This window comes from Paenibacillus sp. 2TAB26 (genome assembly GCF_052115145.1).
Classification (GTDB): Bacteria; Bacillota; Bacilli; order Paenibacillales; family Paenibacillaceae; genus Pristimantibacillus.
In genome coordinates this window covers 208,290-227,011 of sequence record NZ_JBFRGC010000001.1, presented here as the reverse complement: position 1 = coordinate 227,011, position 18,722 = coordinate 208,290, and the positions used below count along the sequence as shown (strand labels likewise).

Here is an 18,722-nt window from a genome sequence, read left to right as displayed (position 1 = left end):
TTAATCCGATCCTGATGGTTCATTCTATGAGCACAAATAATAGGGTAGAACCTTAAAGTCTAATCATGGCGAAGCGCGTCAACCGGCCGCAGACCGGCCGCTTTATTTGCAGGCAAATAGCCAAATATAACGCCTACGAGGGCAGAAAAGACAAAAGCTAACCATACAGTATCTAAAGGTACTTCCGTTTCCGTCTTCATAATCATTCCAATAGTAAAAGAGGCAATATATCCAAGTCCAATTCCTAGTGCGCCTCCCAAACCGCTGATGCACACAGCCTCTACTAGAAATTGAAACATAATATCCCGCTTTTTTGCTCCCAATGATTTACGAATGCCAATCTCTCGCGTTCGCTCTGTTACAGACACTAGCATAATATTCATGATGCCGATTCCACCTACGATAAGAGAAATGATCGCTACATAAATGAGCTGCCTGTTCATCGTTTCATTAACGGAATTTAATGTTTTCATCGCTTCCTCTTGATTAAACACCCTGTAGGCATTCTCATTGCCTCGGAATTTCTCATAGAGAACAGCTTCAACGGCAGTAACCGTCACAGCCATACGATCTATATCCGAGACAATTAAGTTAATAGTAGAAACACCGTTTGTTTGAAATATTTTCTGAGCTGTCGTTATCGGAATTAATATTTTCTCGTCATTTGAGCCGGTGAGTGAGCTTCCTTGCGATTCCAGCAGCCCAACAATTGTGAAATTATAACCGTTGATAGTTATCTTTTTCCCTACTGCCGCCGCAGGGTCCACTCTCTCATCCTCAAATAAATCCTTCGCGGTCTCCACGCCAATAAGCGCAGCCTTTGTGTTGTTTGTTATATCTGGAGAGGCGATATACCTGCCATCCTGTACGGGAAAGCTTTTCACTTCCTCATAAGCGGCGGTTATTCCTTCTACGGTAACGGATACCTGCGTCTTGCCGTATTTCGCATATCCTGTTGTGCTCGTCACAGGCGCAACACCCGCGATATTCATAACATCGCCAAGCTCATTCGCTTCATCGACTGACAGCGTCGTAACTGTCCCACGTCCAAGAATATTAACGGAGAGCGAGTTAGGGCTGCCAAGGGAAGATACCTGCTTAGCCACTTCATTCGAGGAAGCCTTACCCATAGCTACAAGCGCAATGACCGTTGCAACACCAATCAATATACCGAGCATCGATAATATTGTTCTAAGCTTGTTGGATAAGACGCTCTTGACTGCCATCCTGAGACCTTGCGTAAGCTTCATCGCTGTCCCTCCTCTCTTGCTCCCGCTCCGTCAACACCCCATCCCGAATAATGACCGTACGGCTTGCTCGTTTGGCTACTTCCATATCATGTGTAATCAAAACGATAGTCTGACCTGCGCGGTGCAGCTCATCCATCATATTGAGCACTTCCATGCCTGTCTTAGAATCAAGCGCGCCTGTTGGTTCATCGGCAAGAAGTATAGGCGGATTAGTCGCCAGAGCGCGCGCAATGCCAACACGCTGCTGCTGCCCGCCCGACAGCTCGTTTTGGCGATGGTTCATTCGATCACCGAGCCCTACTCTATCCAGCGCTTCCATCGCGCGCATACGTCGCTCCTTGCCCGGCAGCCCCCGATAAATAAGCGGAAGCTCGCAGTTCTCAAGTGCTGTGAGCTTCGGAAGCAAATGATACCCTTGAAAAATAAATCCAATTTTTTTATTTCGTATTTCTGTCAGTTTATTATCGCTTTGTCCAGTCACCTCAAGCCCCTCAAGCTTGTAGCTTCCTTCGCTCGGCAAATCAAGACAGCCAATAATATTCATAAGCGTCGATTTTCCAGAGCCGGATGGACCCACGATAGCTAGAAAGTCACCGCGTGCAACCGTGAGTGAGACCTCATGGAGCACTGTCATTTTTTCACGCGCCATCGTATAAAACTTCGTGATCTTGTTCATTTCTATTAAAGGAGCATTCAGCGTTAAACTCATCGTGGACCACCTGTTCCTGTCCGCATTCCTCCGCCCATGCCTCCTGGGAAAACCATGACGTCGCCAGCAAAGCCGCCCTGCCGCATTGTCATCTCCGCAGAGCTGCTGCCCATGCCAGCCGTTCCTTGGGCAATCGGAACAAGCACACTGTCCCCTTCTTTTAGCCCGGAGACAATTTCCACAAAGTTTTCATTGCWGAGTCCTGTGGTCACCTCAACCAGCTGACCGCCAAGCGCATCCGGCATGCGGCCGCCACGACCGCCAGCTGCAAATCCGCCACCAGCAGTTGCACGACCTGCTCCCGATTGTCCTGCTGAAGCCGAGCCATCAGCTGCAATGGATTGACCTGTGCCTGCTCTTGCACCATTACCTTGCGCACCCTGAGCACCTTGCCTCACAGCTCCTGTTCCCGTTCCCCCCGTCGGAGCTTTCTGTGCTCCGCTTGTTGTAGTGCCTTGTCCGGTCGCCGTTCCTTGTTTCCCGTCTACAGCTCCACCAGGAGCAGCTGCCCCTTCTTGCTGCTGCCCAGCCTGTCCAGCGCCTGCCGATGTACCCGCTCCGCCATTTTCAGACGGAATACGAACGAAAGACCTTGTGCCCATTTCGACGACAGCATTTACTGGTACAAGAATGATGTTTTCCTTAGACGCAATTGTAATGGCTGCCTCACCAGACATCCCCGCCTTCACGCCTTCGATGTTATTTAGCAATAAATTCACTTCAAATGAAGATGAACCGTTATTGGAAGTACCCTCCATCGCTATATCCGATACGGTTGCATTGATCTTCTTGTCAGTCAGCGCGCTTAAGGACAAATCTGCCGATTGATTAACTTTTAATGCAGATATATCAAGCTCATCCACAGATGTAACAAATTCCAGCTTCGTATAATCTACAATTGTAGCTATTGCCGTATTGGCATTCACCTCATCGCCTACTTCAATAGACATTTCGGTAACTTCACCATCTATGGAGGCTGTCACTACTTTTTCCTCTTTTGCTTGTGCTTCATAGATATCTTGTAGTTGATCTTGGTAGTCTGCGATCTCATCGTTTGCATTTTTAATATTTTTTTGAAGCGATGCCTTCGTGGCCTCTTCATTTTCAGTGCCCGTTGCTTCCTTATAGCTTTGTTGGTATTCAGTAATCGTTTCTTGTAGTTTTGTGATACTTTTATTGATCGATTTTATTTTGTCATCATTGTCGTCCGCAGACTCAAAGGTAACAAGAATTTGTCCCGCTTTAATCTTATCTCCTTTTTTGACATTCACAGTAGCTATGGTGCCACTTTTACCAGCAGTCACCGATTCCCTCGAATTAGCTGCTACCGAACCTGTCCCGCTAATTTGTTTTACGATTGACCCTTTTGTCGCCTGCACTGTCAGAGACGTAGGCATTACACCTGCTGCTTCCTTATCCTTAGCAAAATAAAAATAATAGGCACCTGCTCCAGCCGCGGCTAAAATAATTAAAATGCCGAGCCCTATCGTCCACTTCTTCATCTGCTTTAATCCACCTTCCATTGGTCTTAGTGAGATCGACTATAGCATTCAAAAATGAACGGAAGATGAACAAGCTTGACGACAAAAAGCCCCCATCTAGTGTTCATTTGGGAGCAGGCGTATGATGTAAAAGATTACGTAAAGCGGCAAAAGTTCAGTAATAATAGGATTCCTACTGAATAACGATATAAATGGACTAAAAAAAGAGCGGAGATCCCTCTCCGCCCTCATTCTTTATATTCTAGTGAATTGGTGGTAAGTCTTACGGTCGATGAAGTTACTCATGACAGCCTTAATTTCGTCCTCCGTCAATCCAACGGGCTCGCCATCTTCATCCGTTCCAGTGAAAATAGCATTTCCAATAACGGATACTTTAGGCTCGTATTCATCTTGGTTTCTAATTCGTGATTTCTCGGTCAGATGGAAATTGAATGCTGACCCATCGGACTGCAAATCCATGTCAAACCATAAAACAACGTCATTCCATATCGTGATAGATTCTACGTTGCCTTCAGCTATTTCATCTAATGCGTCATAGATGTTTCCCATTATCTCTATTTCTTTTACTTCTAATTCTTTTTCGATTTCTGCAACAATGACTTTCATCGTAGCCAATGGACAACACACCCTTCGTTCTGCCAAAACCATTATTTTAATTCATTCTATGACAAGTGCTTACCCAATTACAAACTTTCACTTGCATATACATTTATCAACGTTTGCGAGGACTTATAGCCATTGAGTCATCCATTTAAAAAAAAGAGTATGTTTCATTCTCCCGAATTGGCGAGAAAAAACATACTCTCTAAATAGATACAGCGTTGATTACAAAGGAGGAAGCTCCTGCAAAACAGGCAGCGACGAAATCGCGCCTGCTCTTGTTGTCGTAAGAGCAGCGGCGGCGTTCGCAAACGAAACCAAACGTTTGGCCGTATCGGCATTCATTTCGCTTAACGCCTCTTCACTTCGCTGCATCTGGTACAGCAGCGCTCCGATAAAAGCATCGCCAGCCCCAGTCGTATCCACAACGGCTACTTTCTGGCCAGGAGTAGATACTTCGTAGGAAGACGTATACCACACCGCACCATCCGCTCCCTTTGTGTATACAACAGCTTGAACGTCTCCGACAAACAAAGAAGCAATAGCCTCTTTCTCGTCTTCAATTCCCGTCACAAAAGCAAGCTCATCCGAGCTTATTTTGACAAGATGGCTCAAAGGAATGAATTGCAGTATCGTTTGTCTGCACTGCTCGTGATCTTCCCATAGCGGCAGGCGCACATTAGGATCAAAGCTGATGAGTCCTCCTGCTGCTTTCATCCCAGCAATCGCTTTAAGATGCGCATATTTCACAGGAGCTTCAATAAGATCTACTGAGCAATAGTGCAAAATATCTCCTTTAGCGAACCACTCTTCGTTAATCTCATCCTCTGAAAGCAGCATATCGGCACTTGGATTTCGGTAGAAAGAAAAATCGCGGTCCCCGTCGGCTTTTAAACTTACAAACGCAAGAGCAGTATTTGCTTCATTCGTTTGGAGCACATGCTGAGTATCAACACCTGACGCTTTCATCGTTTCCAAGAGAAAGTCACCGAAAGCATCTTTACCCAGCTTACCTATGAAGGCACTGCTGCCGCCTAGCTTCGCAACCGCACAAGCAACATTAGCTGGAGCGCCGCCTGCTTCCTTCGTGAAACCAACGACATCTTTGAGCTCAATGCCGCGAGTATCCGGAATAAAATCAATTAACGCTTCACCAATCGTATATAGTTTAGACAGATTAAGCCCTCCTAGCTGATGTCCCATTTTTTAAAGGATACCATAGTACAAGCACCTTCTGCGTAGGCGAATATGCCGAGAGATTCAGTACCTGGGTAAATACGGCCTGTCATCACCTTCTCGCCGCCTTGAATGAACACCTCGACGGAGGATTTATCGACGAAGATGCGCAAAGCCAGCAAACCATCCTTCAGTTCAACACTCGTCCTGCGCTCACCGCCAAGACCAATTCCTGACTTATCGCGATTAAATCGGAATTTACCTTCCGCTTGCTGATAAGACAATACGGTTTCTTCTTCGCCATGCACCCTCAGCTTCAAACCAAATTCCTTGGCTTGATCTGCCTGGAACACGACCTCCAGCTCATAACAATCACCGCTAACTCCCATATCTTTAACAACATCTGATAAGTTAATATCGCTTGCCTCATAAGCATTTTTCCGGTAATTTTTCATTTCCTCAAGCGGCTTGAACAATAACGACTCACCCTGCAAAATAACTTCGCGCGGCAAAGTCATAGCGCCGGCCCAGTAATGCCCAAGCTGCGTCGGAATTTCTTGTTCCCATGCCTCCATCCAGCCGATGATAATGCGTCTGCCTTTTTCATCAACTGTTGTTTGCGGAGCATAAAAATCAAAGCCGCAGTCAACCGGCTCATACCGATCATACTGAAAGCTGCTTTGCTTAATATCCAAGCGTCCAATCATATAGGTAGTGGAATGCAGATTACGATAGTCATCTCCTTGCGCTGGCATACGCTGCGGCGACATTACCAGCACATCGTGTCCTCCGAGCTCAAACAGATCAGGACACTCCCAGTTGTCGCCAAGCTTCCCATCACTGCGCGCGATTTCCCCGCTAAAACTCCAACTCACAAGGTCCGTTGAACGATATAGCAAAATAAGTCCGCGTCCCTGTCCATCATTTGACCCTAAAACTGCATAATAAATACCGTCGCGCTCGAATACCTTCGGATCTCGGAAATCCTTCTGGCTGAATCCTGACGGTATTTGGTCTGAACCAATGACAGGATTGCTAGCCAGCTTCTCAAAATGGATACCATCGTCGGAAACAGCGATATTTTGATTTTGACTATAATCAAGCTCTCTATTAGGCCCCGTTATCAAATGTCCCGTGTACATTAAATACAACTTACCATCCCGCTCAACAGCACTGCCAGAGAAACAGCCGTCACGGTCATAATCCTGATCGGGCGCAAGAGCAACCGGGAGGTACTTCCACTTGATGAGATCATGGCTAACCGCATGTCCCCAGTGCATAGGCCCCCATACGGGCTGATATGGATAATGCTGATAGAACATATGGTATTCACCGTTATAATAAACAAAACCATTCGGATCATTCATCCAGCCAAACTCGCTCATTAAATGATAAGCAAGGCGGTATTCCTCTTTCAACAAATACTTGCGTTCTGCAATAAATGTGTCGGCATTTTCTCTTGTATACAAAATAAAGCATCCAACCCTTACTTATTATTTAATTGAGCCTTGCATGACTCCTTGGATAATATATTTCTGCGCAAACAAGTAGACAACAAGCACAGGCAATATGGTCAGCATAAGCCCTGCCATTAATGGTCCATAATCAACCGAATACGTACCGAAGAAATAGAAAGTAGACAACGGCAATGTCCGCTCATTCGGCGAAATTAACACGAGGGAAGGCAATAAGAAGTCATTCCAAATCCATAATACATTTAAAATGGCAATCGTAACCGTCGTCGGAGCAAGCACCGGAAATACGATACGGAAGAAAGTTTGCGTCCGCGTGCAGCCATCGATAAGCGCCGCTTCTTCCAGCTCAGCTGGTATGCTTTTTACAAACCCATGATAAATAAAGACGGCCAGCGGACTGCCAAATCCGACATACATATAAATAAGGGCCCATTTGCTATTAAGAAGACCAATGGTTCCGTATATTTTGACGAGAGGGATCATAATGGCCTGGAAAGGTATGATCATAGCCGCAACCATAAGGAAAAACATGTATTGGTTCGTTTTTGTTTGATTTCGCACAAAATAATGAGCCGTCATTGCAGCTAAAATAGAGATAAGCACCACGCTAAGCACAGTTATGACTACAGAGTTCATAAATGCCGATATGAAGTTCATTTTTTCAAATGCATTTGTATAGTTCGTGAAGCTTAGGCTATCCGGCAAGGAAAGCGGACTTGATGTGATTGCCTTGTTTTCCTTAAATGAGTTGATGAGCAGCATAAAGAAAGGAACGACGAACAGAACTAAAATAACGAAGAGGGCGATGAACTTCGTCCATGCGAGCCATTGGTTCTTTTTCTCCATCACGCCTCAACCTCCAGCTTCTTGCTAAAATAAACCTGTGCTATGGTAATCGTCGCCACCAGCAGGAACAGGACAAATGCTTCTGCTTGGCCTACGCCATAATCCCGCGATAAAAATGCCTTCTCGTATACATGCATCGATACCATTTCCGTACTTTTGAACGGTCCGCCTTTTGTGAGTGAAACGTTCAGGTCATAAACCATAAAGCATCTTTGCAGTGATAGGAAAATACAGACGATAAACGATGGAACCATCAGCGGCAAAATCATTTTGCGCATTTTCGTCCATAGGCTCGCACCATCAATACTTGCTGCCTCTAAAATATCCTTAGGCACATTCATAAGCCCAGCTACATAAATAACCATCATATAACCGGCATATTGCCATACCGTGACGATAATCATCGACCAGAAGGCTTTGTCCGGGTCAGCCAGCCATGAGGAGCTGAATAACGGAATACCCCATTCTTTGCCTAGATACACGAGTACATTCGAGAAAATAAATTGCCATACAAAGCCGAGTACAATGCCGCCTACCAAGTTGGGAATAAAGAAGCCAGCTCTAAAAATACTTTGCCCCTTCAATCCTCTCGTTAATACGTAGGCCAGCAAAAACGCAACTACGTTAATAAGAGCAACTGAAATAAAAACATATTTTAACGTAAGCAAAAATGATTTCCAAAAAACAGCATCCTTGAATACCGCTACGTAATTCTCAAATCCAACCAAACTGCTTGTCGTCGATATGCCATCCCAATTCGTAAAGGTCAAATAAATCCCATACAAGAATGGAATAATCATTACAGCAAGAAAAGCAAACAAAGTCGGTCCGGTAAACAGCAGCCGCAATCGCAATCGATTCCACAGCCCTTTTTCCGTTATCATCATGATCCCTCACATTCAAGCATGGTTTTGTAATTCAAAAAACGATAAAGAGTAAACAGCTTACCCCGTCGGTTGGCGGGGTAAGCCTTCTATTAGCTATTAAGGATTACTTAACCGTCTTCCAATACTCTTGAATGTCTTTCGTCAACTCCACACGATCCGAAGCACCTGCTAAATATTTCTGCATCGATGCGCCAAGCTTAGCCCAGTGGTCAGCTGGCAGCGTGCTGATGGAATCCTCTGTTTTGCCGTTTGCGATATGTTCAGAAATAGACTTTGCAAGCGGATCTTTCGCTTCAAGTGTAATGTTCTTGAACGCTGGAATAATATTCGCTTTGTTCACGAGGAAGTCTTGCCCCTTCTCGCTGTATACCATCCACTCCAAAAACGTTTTGGCAGCAGCCTGCTGCTCCGCCGTATTTTTTTCCTTGTCGATGACCAAACGCTTCGAAACCGCAGAAGATACTTGTGTATTGCCAAAATCATCTGGATTGTTGCTTATAGGGACAGGTAGAAAGCCGTATTGTCCGCTTGCCGTATCAAAGCTGCTAATTTGCGGCCAAGCCCAGTTCCCTTGGAACCAGATGCCTACCTCGCCTTTACCTAGCACCTCTGGACCGCGCTCATAGGTACCGGACAATGGGGAAGCTTTGTCTATATTGTATTTAGTCATGATGTCGAACGTATCCATTAGTCCATTGAAAACCGTATTGCCAGCTAAATCGATTGTTCCAGCCTTCAAATCGTCTATGAACTTTGCAACTGCAGCCGTATCAGCTGATTGACCCGCGTAAGCCAGCGGCAAATAATGTGCTCCCAGCGACCAATCCATCGGTGAGATAATAAGCGGAGCTTTACCTGAAGCTTCGATTTTCTTGAACAGCTCTTCAAGTGCGCTTGTTGTGTTAATCGTTGCTGGATCAAATGTTCCGCCTACCGCTTGATCTACAACCGCTTTGTTATAAATAAAGCCATAACCTTCAACTGCAAGCGGGAAAGCGTAGTTTTTACCATCAAATGTCGTTAGCGCCGTGCTGCGGTCAACGGCATCCGCCATCCACTTCTCACCACTAAGATCAAGAACACGATCCTTGAATTTCTCAACATCTCCTGTATCGAGCATCGTAATGGTAGCCGGGTTTCCTGATGCATATAGCGCAGACGCTTTCTCAAAAGGGGACTGTCCAGCCGGTACCGGTATAATTTCAAGCGTAATGTTAGGATTATCCTCTTTAAATACTTTCGCAGCCTCTTCGAGCTGGGCTTGAATCTCGCCCTTCGAGTTAAGCAACGATATCTTTACTGCAGAACCTCCATTAGACGATCCCGCATTATTCGAATTGCCACATGCCGTTACAACCATAACTACCATTAGCGATAATGCTATCGCTTGCATCCATTTCAATGATTTCATTTGATTGCCCCCAATTTTTTGAGATTGAAAAAGATTGAAAGACGATTTACCGATCGTGTAAACCGCTTACAAAACGTATTATATAATTGTGAATAAGAGTATGTCAATCGTTTGACATGTTAAACGATTGACATAACTTTTAAAAAAATAAAAAACCCTTGCTGCACTTGGGTTTTTCACGTTTTTTTAATCTATGTAGAAGCTCGTTTAATCAGTTCAACCGGTAAAATATTTTCGAATTCGAAAGCTTCCTCGTTCATCTGCTTCATAATCAAATCAATCGCCATTTTCCCAATTTCTGCAATCGGCTGTTTCACCGTTGTCAGCTCCGGCGTGAGCCATCTGGCTGCGCTAATATCGTCGTAACCGATAATTTTCACATCCTCCGGGATTCGTTTGCCGGCGATCACACACTCTTTAACTGCAAAAGCAGCAATAATATCACTCGTTGCGAAAATGCCATCCAGATCGGGATGATCCTGAAACAGCTGATGTATAATTTGCTCGTACTGGAGTTGATCAAACACATTCATATCAGTCTGAATGATGACATGCTCGACCCTCTTCTCCTTCATCACGGCTTGAAACGCTTCTGTACGCTGATTTGCGAGCAAATGAAGCTCCAAATTACCGCATATATGCGCAATTTTTTTGCAGCCTTCACTAACCAGCAATTGTGCCGCAAGGCTCCCGCCTGCATAATTATCGGAAGAAATATATGGAATTTCACTGCTGATCTGACGATCAATCGTGACAATTGGCGAGTTCAAATGTTTGTACTCATCGACCTGAAGCGTATGGCTGCCCATAATAATGCCATCCACACGATTGCGCTTCAGCATTTCGATATAATCCTTTTCTTTCTGCGGGTCAAGCTGGGAATTGCAAAGCAGCATTTTGAAGCCGAGCTCATAAGCATAGTTTTCTATGTGATTCGCGAGCTCGCTAAAAAAAGGATGAGCTACACTAGGTATAATAAGACCAATGACGTTAGATTGTTTTCTTAGTAAAGAGCGGGCAATCTCATTCGGCTGGTAATTTAATTGCTCCATCGTTTGATAAACCTTCGTTCTCGTTGCTTCACTAATATAACCCCGATTGTTTAAAACGCGGGAAACCGTCGTCACGGATACGTTCGCTATTTTTGCCACATCGTGTATCGTTGCCATGGCCGCCCCTTTGCTTATTGCAGTAGTAGTAACCATTATAGCTAAATGGTTAGCCTTATTATACTTAATAAATAATTCAAAAGTATAGATTGTCCAAACAAAAAGAAGCTGTTTCAGATAAGCCCTTTGCGACTTATTTGAAACAGCTTCTTTATCTTGTTCTTAACGGAAAATTAAGCCCACGTCGGCTGAACTTTGAGAACCGCAACTTCTTTCTCACGCTTAAAGGAAGCAGCTGTATCCACATCAGAAGACGTTGAAGAGATCGCCACTACAGCAGCGGTATCACGCACTGCCGATGTAACTTGGACCGAAACGGATGGCTTGCTTGCCGCCGTGTCTTCCTCGCTAATCAGCTCAATACGATGAATATCAGCCCCAAGAGCTGCAAGCTTGCCTGTAATGTTAACATAACCGCGATCCACATGATGCAGACCTGTTACTTCAGTCTCGCCTTCCGCCCGCAAAGCCGCACAAATAAGTGCTGCTCCCGCTCTTAAATCGGTAGCACATACCTTTGCACCCGTTAGCGGCATACCGCCATTAACGATAGCTGTACGTCCATCGACTTTAATTTGAGCGTTCATCTTCTGGAATTCCTCGACATGCATAAAACGATTTTCGAAGACCGTTTCCGTCACAACGCTTGTTCCCTCAGATACGAGGAGAAGAGCCATCATTTGAGATTGCATATCTGTTGGGAAACCTGGATGCGGCAATGTTTTTACATCAACCGATTTCAATTGCTTGCTCGATTGTACACGAATTCCGTTATCGCTCTCCGTAATTTCTACGCCCATTTCCTGCAGCTTAGAGATTACCGGCGTTAAATGATCAGAAATTGCACCTTCAACGAAAACGTCACCGCCTGTAATAGCGGCCGCAATCATGTACGTGCCTGCTTCAACACGGTCAGGAATTACATTATGGGCTGCGCCATACATCCGGTCCACGCCTTCAATACGAATAACTCCTGTACCAGCGCCACGAACTTTGCCGCCCATAGCATTGATATAGTTGGCCAAATCCACGATTTCCGGTTCTTTGGCTGCATTCTCAAGAATCGTTGTGCCATCTGCTAAAGCAGCTGCCATCATAATATTTTCCGTTGCGCCTACGCTGGCTACGTCAAGGTAAATTTTCGCACCCTTAAGACGCGTCTTTGTGCTGGCTTCGATAAAGCCCTGCCCAAGCGTAATTTCAGCGCCCATCGCTTCAAAGCCCTTCAAATGCTGATCAATCGGACGAGTGCCGATCGCACAGCCGCCAGGCAATGAAATTCTTACCTTGCCTATCCGACCAAGAAGAGGACCCATAACTAAGAAGGATGCCCGCATTTTTCGAATAAGCTCATAAGGAGCTTCATAAGTCGTAATGGACTGCGCTGTAATGCGCATCGTTTCATTATTATAGGATAATTGTGCGCCTAAAGAGGCAAGCACCTTCTGAATCGTCATAACGTCGTCGAGGAGGGGTACGTCATAGATGACGCTGTCTCCTTCTGTCGCCAATAATGAGGCCGCTAAAATGGGGAGTACTGCATTTTTTGCTCCGCTAACACGGACCGTTCCCTTCAAACGCTGGCCTCCGCGGACGATAATTTTGGTCATCTTTTGGTTCCCTCCGCGAACTGCATTTTCTATTTCCTATTTGTGAAAAAAAAGGTTTATCTCACTTTACCCAACCTTCATCTTATCACTCAATTACACCAATCGACAAGCGTTATATTATTACCATTTTTTACATGTCATTCCCAGCGCATTTTATGACTTTTTTCTCCAAAAATGTCTCTTTTTCACGAAAAAACTACGTTCCCGGTACGATTACGGTTCCTGATTTATACCTATTCGCAAGCCATCGGCTTTTTGAGACCGTCATGTATTACCCATTGTTGACATGTTTCGCTTTTGTTATTCGACAAACGATTTGAGAAGAACGGTGTAGCCCCAATATTCCAAGATGAATTTTGCTAACAAATGACCCATAATAATAGCCACAAATACTTGAAACAAACGGGCCTTTGGACTCTTTGGAAAACGAAAAAAAGCTTCCCATTTCACCTCTTGCAGTACAAACCACACCAGAATAATGCTGAGAATAACAATGATTATAGAAAACAACCCGGTCATTCCGGTGTAGTTTTGCAAACCATTTATAAGACCGTAATTAACGTCCATGATGCCTCCTGAGCTTTTTCATGTTTTAAGCTTCAAACTCAAGCAGCTTTACAAACAGCATTTATCTTGCTTCATATTATTAACGTAACTGGAAGCCATTTTGTTTGATGAAAATATTAGGCGATAAATCGGTGGAGCAGCACCGTGTAGTCTGCACGGCTAGCCTGCAGGCTTGGTTTGAACAGATTTGATTCTATCCCTTCAATTTGTTTGTTCAACTTCATGGCATACAGCATGGGTGCTGACCAATGAGACTTTGGTACATCGGCGAACGGATCAATAACAGGCAGCTTAGGCCGTACACCTTCCGCATAACCGATAATCATTGCCATTTCCGCCCTTGTAATCGGCTGATCCGGCTTGAACTCACCATTCGGGAATCCTTTTACCCAGCCTTGCTCTACAGCCCTTGTAATCGCATCATTCGCCCAATGTTTTAATGGGACGTCTTTGAATCGCTTCCCTTGCACGCGACTAGATGAAGCTGGCTTATATGCCTTCACAACCATGGAAACGGCCTCAGCTCGCGTTATGGAGCGTCTAGGCTCAAAGCGATTTTGTCCTGTTCCGTTAATAATGCCTTTTTTGTTTAAGGCGACGATTTCATTTTGAGCCCAATGACCTTTAATATCACGGAATCCAGCAATCAACTCCTCTGATTTCACCTTTRAGCGATAATACTGCTTGTCAAAAGGAGCATCTGCTTCCAGCTTCACGTAATACACACCAGGCTGCAGCAGCTTTTCTTCGGTTTGGAGCTTCCCGCTTGCTTTTGTTTTGGATGCCGTAAGCTGCTTCATCCGTTTATCATAGAGCAAGAGGCTCAAATCAACGTCAAGCGGCACACCGTTTACCGTCATGCTGATGATGCTGGCGTTTGAAACCCGGATTTGAAACCAATCTACGTCGGAGTAGCTGCTAATTACACCAAGGTACTCCGTACCTGGATTAATCATAAACGCCTCGTACGATTTATCGTTTGGTTCATTCGGATCATCATATTTTGGCATATAATCCATCTTCAATATGTAGGTGCCTATGGTCGGACTAGCTTCTGAGGAGATCGCATTGTGAACACGAATATAATATTTACCAGGAGTCACAGTTATGACTGGTGACTGCTCAGTCTCCCCTTCACCCTCATCATCGTACACCATTAATTGCTGACCTGCCTTCTGTATAGCAAGCCCAGGATCAATACGTGCCGTATTCGTACTAAGCGTAAGACTTAGCTTTCCGCTCTGCGTAAAGGTTACCGTAAACCAGTCGCGATCGGCGGTTTGATGAAAGTTGCCCGTAATCGACTGCGTACGAGGCTGCAATGTATAGGCTTCAAACGATTTATCATTTTTCTCGTAATCGTCCGGCTTCATCGTAAAAGTAGACGTCAGCAGATAAGGCAATTCATCGTCGCTGCTCTGATTGATGAGCTCCAGATGAATGAGCTGCCGCCCTTTTTTAACCTCAAGATCAATGGACCTGCTTGCAAGCTTCGTATCGCTCGTACTTTGCTTCACGCCATTCATGTAATGGGTGAGCCTAACAGGCGGAACAATCTTTCCGTTAGGAACAAGCCCTTCGTATTGTATGGTCAGCGTGCCATCATACGGCGCATCGATTTGATACCAATCATGGTCGGATACGCCCTGCAGCAAAGCCGAAATTTGGCTGTTCAGCTGAAACCTTGCAGCAGTTGATTGGGTTTCATTCGGTTCGAAGCCGTCTGGCTTCAAGGTTGAACGTACCGCTTGGTCGATCTGCAGCACACCGTAGCCTGACGTGCTGTCCGCACCTGGCGGCCCAATATCCTTAGCTGTTTGGCGCAGCAGCTCGCGTATCTGGTAAGGCTTCATGTCCTTGTAGCGAGCCCATATGAGCGCTGCAGCAGCTGCGGCTTGCGGAGCCGCCATTGAAGTTCCTTCTTCTTTCTTATAGAGTCCACCAATGGCTGTTGTATATACATTCCAAGGTGCGACAAGGTCAAGCTCAGTGCCTCGATTCGATCGACTATCGACCGTATTATTCGACTTGACACCACCGACTGCGAGTACCGTCGGATAAGCTGCCGGGTATTTTACCGCAGCTTTCTCTCCAAAGGTGACTCCGTCATTGCCTGCCGCTGCTACGAGCAGTACGTTTTTGCTTTCCGCATATTGTACAATGTCGAGCATGTACGGAGAATATCGATGAAGGCCAACCGACAGTACAACGATGCTTGCTCCGCTGCGAACGGCGTACAATATGGCTTCGCCGAGCTCCTGCTCTGTTCCGTCACCTCGGTGATCCAGCGCTTTTATCGGCATGATTTTGGCTTTCCACAGTATGCCTGATACGCCAATGCCGTTATTTCCTACAGCTGCGATAACACCTGCTACACTTGTACCGTGCCCATTGTCATCATCGGGCGAATCACCAGGACTCACTAGATTAGCGCCTGGAACAAGATTAGGCTTCAAATCCGGATGTTCCAAATCAACACCTGTATCCACGATCGCTATCGTAAGCTGCTGCTGCTCGCGAACGGTTTCCCACGCCTTTTGCGCGCCGATCTGACTGAGATAAAGCTGCTTAGACAACTCAGGATCATTTGCTTTCAGTGCTGTAGCTGCTGCTGCAATCTTCGCTGTGGAAGCTGCCTCAGACTCCTGCGGCGCCGCTGGCGGTGTCGATGGAGTCTCTGCGGGCGATACTTCGTTAGGTACAGAAGCTGCCGGTGATACATTGGATGGAGAAGAGCCTGTAGGCCGCGCATTGCTGCGCGCGGCCTCTGAGCCTGCCGAGGCTGCGTCCTCCGACTCGCCGGCAGGCAGAGCAAGCATATGCACCCTATTATTCGGGTGCACGTACTCTACGCCCGGCAGGCTTCGCAGCCGGTCGAGCCATTCCTGTACGTCCGCGCCTTCAGCGGCCGGACGTACGAGCATGACCGCCGCCTCATTCTGGCGGCGGAGCACCTCTGTCCCGCGCAGCTCATGCGCTAGCGCGGGGTCACGCCATTTGAGCAGCCAGCTTTGCGGCTGCTCTGCATCGGCGCCTTCGGCGCCCTCAGCCGCAGGGGATGCTGCGGCCAGCGCCGTAGGCGCCGCTACGGGAACGAACCCTGCGGGGGCTATGCCCCCGAGGGTGATGCTCCCGATCAGCAGCGCGGGCAGCGCGCGACGAAGGAGCTTGCGCGCGGCGAGCGTGGCAATGGCGATTGCTTGCATAGACAAGCGAGCTTTATGCTTTTTGAGCGCAGAATCCTGTCGATCATTAAATGGGCTCTGACTAATCATTTGTGAATTTCGTAATTGCTTTGGTTCTTTTTGAGTGCTCATCATTTTCTGCCTTTTCGTATGAAACGGGTTATGGTTTGTTCCCACTTTCAATTGGATATTCCTTAACTACAATTTCTCTTCACAGGTATCATTTCCCTTGTTTCTATAAGACAAAAAGGACAAAAGTCCTACAACTATCCCGCTCCATAGCTCGGAACGTCAGTATTCGGCACAAACTATTATTTCCCGGTAAATATGACGAGCAGCAACACTGGTTCACATAGATAGAATAGTACTTCATGTCTACTATACTATGAACCTATACTCCCCCTGCTGCACATTACCCGCAACATTCTCCGCTGAAACACTGTAATTATATTTCTGCTCATAATCCCTGTTTAAAATAGCGTCAGACCGCTTCCTCTCTTCTTGCTATATGCTAGAAATGACTATAATCTAGCCATTACTATCATCATATCTAAAACTGCTGCTGCAGTCTGTGTCCTTAACAGTAACTTTAACTATAATGCTGCTTTTTAGCTTATAAACTACTTTCTATTTCCCCTGTGCCGCCTCGAAAATCCCCTTCATCGATTAAACAAAAAATAGATCGTTTAAATAGACATCAGCTCATCATCTACTTAAACGACCTATTATTTTCACACCTCTAGAATACGAATGCTTCGCATCACTCTTCTACAATCTGCTTATCCCATTATCATTAAATCGCCCTTAATCGAGAATATCGCATCAATCCATTGCATTAACGGTCCTGGGAAAATACCTAGTGCAATCGTTGCTGCTGCACACAGCCAGATCACAACTCCCGTTGCTGCCGATATTCGCACTTCATTATTTTCTTCTCCGCTGCGCATGAACATTTGACGAACAATGCCAAAGTAGAAATAGTAAGAAATGACGCTGCTCACGACGATAACAGCTACGAGCCAATAAGCTTTCGCATTCGCTGCTCCGAGCAAGATAAACAGCTTCCCAAAAAATCCGCCGGAAATCGGCAAGCCCGATAAAGACAAGATAAATACCACCATAGCCGCTGCCGTCCAAGGCGCTCGGTAGTACATGCCCGCGAAGCTTTTCAGCTCCTTATGCCCCGATGCGCGGCTAACTACCGTAAAGACAGCAAACGCTCCTATCGTCATAAACAAGTACGCAACCAAATAATAAACAAATTCAGAGAAGTTGCTGCTATGAACCATCGTTATTGAAATACCGATAGGCACCAGCATGTAACCCGCATTGGCTACTCCTGACAGGGCCAGCAATCGCTTTACGTTCCTTTGTTTAAGCGCAGCTGTCGTTCCGACGAGCATCGCTGCAGCAGCCAGAACCAGCAGGACCAGGAAGAGATCATTTGATATTTTTGCCGCTTCTCCCGCTGCGCTGAATAAACTAGTGCTAAACATAACTCTAAATATAGCAGCCAGCGCAGCACCTTTAGCAATGACCGCTAGAAAAGCCGACACAGGCGTTGGAGCCCCTTGATATACATCTGGCGCCCATGCGTGAAACGGAGCCGCTGCAATCTTAATACCGAATCCCGCAATCATAAACAGGAAGCCCACATAAGCAAGCGCTTTGAAATCCTGCATCGCCCGCGGTAAAGCATCCCCAATTACACCCAAATCGACTGATCCGGTTATGCCGTAAATGTACGACATGCCGAACAACACCATCGCCGAGGAAATCCCGCCCGTAATGACATACTTGAATGCCGCTTCAGCAGACAAAGTTGATTTGCGTCTAATGCCAACCAATACATAACTTGTAATACTAAGAAGCTCTAATCCGATATACAACGTAACCAGGTTTCCTGATGAAGCCATCATCATCGCTCCCATAAGCGCGGGAAGCACCAAATAGAAATACTCTGATTTGTCTGTTATCTCCTCTTCATCCCGATCCGATCCAATTGCGAGCAGGATGATAAGCGCAGTACCAGTTAGAAATACAATTTTCAGCAGGCTGGCGAAATCATCAATGCGGTAGCTGTTGCTTAACAGATGGATAGAGTCAGCAGATGCTCCGCCCTGATTCATATCCAACATTCGGAGCACGACTAGCAGCAGTGATGCAAGAATGCCCGCTAACGTCAGCCACCCTGTGAATTTTCTGTTCACGCGCTTCGGCAAGAACAAATCCAATACAACAAGAAACAAAAACATGGCGGCCAGCATAAACTCAGGGGCAAGGTAGAGCATATCCGTCCATGTCAGTGGTATAAATGAAACGCCTTCGTACATGG

General features: G+C 46.0%; 14 protein-coding genes. All 14 read right to left on the bottom strand.

The genetic code is table 11. The features are described 5' to 3' along the window. Positions 1–59 precede the first annotated feature (59 nt). Entirely contained in the window at positions 60–1,250 is a 1,191-nt protein-coding gene (locus tag AB4Z50_RS01010) for an ABC transporter permease (protein ID WP_441874707.1), read from the bottom strand. Beyond that, on the bottom strand, positions 1,192–1,959 hold the full coding sequence (locus AB4Z50_RS01005) for an ABC transporter ATP-binding protein (RefSeq protein ID WP_441874706.1): 768 nt from the start codon (positions 1,957–1,959) through the stop codon (positions 1,192–1,194). Before AB4Z50_RS01005 ends, AB4Z50_RS01010 begins: the two co-directional genes overlap by 59 nt. Then, on the bottom strand, positions 1,956–3,461 hold the full coding sequence (locus AB4Z50_RS01000) for an efflux RND transporter periplasmic adaptor subunit (protein ID WP_441874705.1): 1,506 nt from the start codon (positions 3,459–3,461) through the stop codon (positions 1,956–1,958). The genes AB4Z50_RS01005 and AB4Z50_RS01000 overlap by 4 nt, the downstream gene beginning before the upstream one ends. A gap of 234 nt (positions 3,462–3,695) precedes the next feature. After that, a complete protein-coding gene (locus AB4Z50_RS00995) occupies positions 3,696–4,067 on the bottom strand; it encodes a DUF3846 domain-containing protein (protein ID WP_441874848.1) in 372 nt (123 codons plus the stop codon). A 219-nt stretch (positions 4,068–4,286) separates the two neighbouring features. Beyond that, entirely contained in the window at positions 4,287–5,237 is a 951-nt protein-coding gene (locus AB4Z50_RS00990; protein ID WP_441874846.1) for a carbohydrate kinase family protein, read from the bottom strand. An 11-nt stretch (positions 5,238–5,248) separates the two neighbouring features. Continuing rightward, on the bottom strand, positions 5,249–6,706 hold the full coding sequence (locus AB4Z50_RS00985; RefSeq protein ID WP_441874704.1) for a glycoside hydrolase family 32 protein: 1,458 nt from the start codon (positions 6,704–6,706) through the stop codon (positions 5,249–5,251). A 24-nt stretch (positions 6,707–6,730) separates the two neighbouring features. Beyond that, positions 6,731–7,558, bottom strand: a complete 828-nt coding sequence (locus tag AB4Z50_RS00980; protein ID WP_441874844.1) for a carbohydrate ABC transporter permease — start codon at positions 7,556–7,558, stop codon at positions 6,731–6,733. After that, positions 7,558–8,442, bottom strand: a complete 885-nt coding sequence (locus AB4Z50_RS00975) for a carbohydrate ABC transporter permease (RefSeq protein WP_441874703.1) — start codon at positions 8,440–8,442, stop codon at positions 7,558–7,560. Before AB4Z50_RS00975 ends, AB4Z50_RS00980 begins: the two co-directional genes overlap by 1 nt. 106 nt (positions 8,443–8,548) lie before the next feature. Further along, positions 8,549–9,856, bottom strand: coding sequence for an ABC transporter substrate-binding protein (locus AB4Z50_RS00970; protein ID WP_441874702.1), 1,308 nt, complete (start codon positions 9,854–9,856; stop codon positions 8,549–8,551). A 191-nt stretch (positions 9,857–10,047) separates the two neighbouring features. Further along, positions 10,048–11,025, bottom strand: coding sequence for a LacI family DNA-binding transcriptional regulator (locus AB4Z50_RS00965; RefSeq protein WP_441874701.1), 978 nt, complete (start codon positions 11,023–11,025; stop codon positions 10,048–10,050). Between the two features lie 173 nt (positions 11,026–11,198). Continuing rightward, positions 11,199–12,635 carry a UDP-N-acetylglucosamine 1-carboxyvinyltransferase gene (gene murA / locus AB4Z50_RS00960; protein WP_441874700.1) on the bottom strand — a complete coding sequence of 479 codons (1,437 nt, stop codon included), beginning with the start codon at positions 12,633–12,635 and terminating at the stop codon, positions 11,199–11,201. A 300-nt stretch (positions 12,636–12,935) separates the two neighbouring features. Further along, entirely contained in the window at positions 12,936–13,202 is a 267-nt protein-coding gene (locus AB4Z50_RS00955) for a DUF1146 domain-containing protein (protein ID WP_076266234.1), read from the bottom strand. A 116-nt stretch (positions 13,203–13,318) separates the two neighbouring features. Continuing rightward, positions 13,319–16,477: a S8 family peptidase gene (locus AB4Z50_RS00950; RefSeq protein ID WP_441874699.1), complete on the bottom strand. Its 3,159-nt coding sequence runs from the start codon at positions 16,475–16,477 to the stop codon at positions 13,319–13,321. A gap of 689 nt (positions 16,478–17,166) precedes the next feature. Then, the gene (locus AB4Z50_RS00945; RefSeq protein WP_441874698.1) at positions 17,167–18,720 is read right to left on the bottom strand and encodes an NADH-quinone oxidoreductase subunit N; all 1,554 of its coding nucleotides are present in this window, start codon (positions 18,718–18,720) and stop codon (positions 17,167–17,169) included. Between the last annotated feature and the right edge of the window lie 2 nt (positions 18,721–18,722).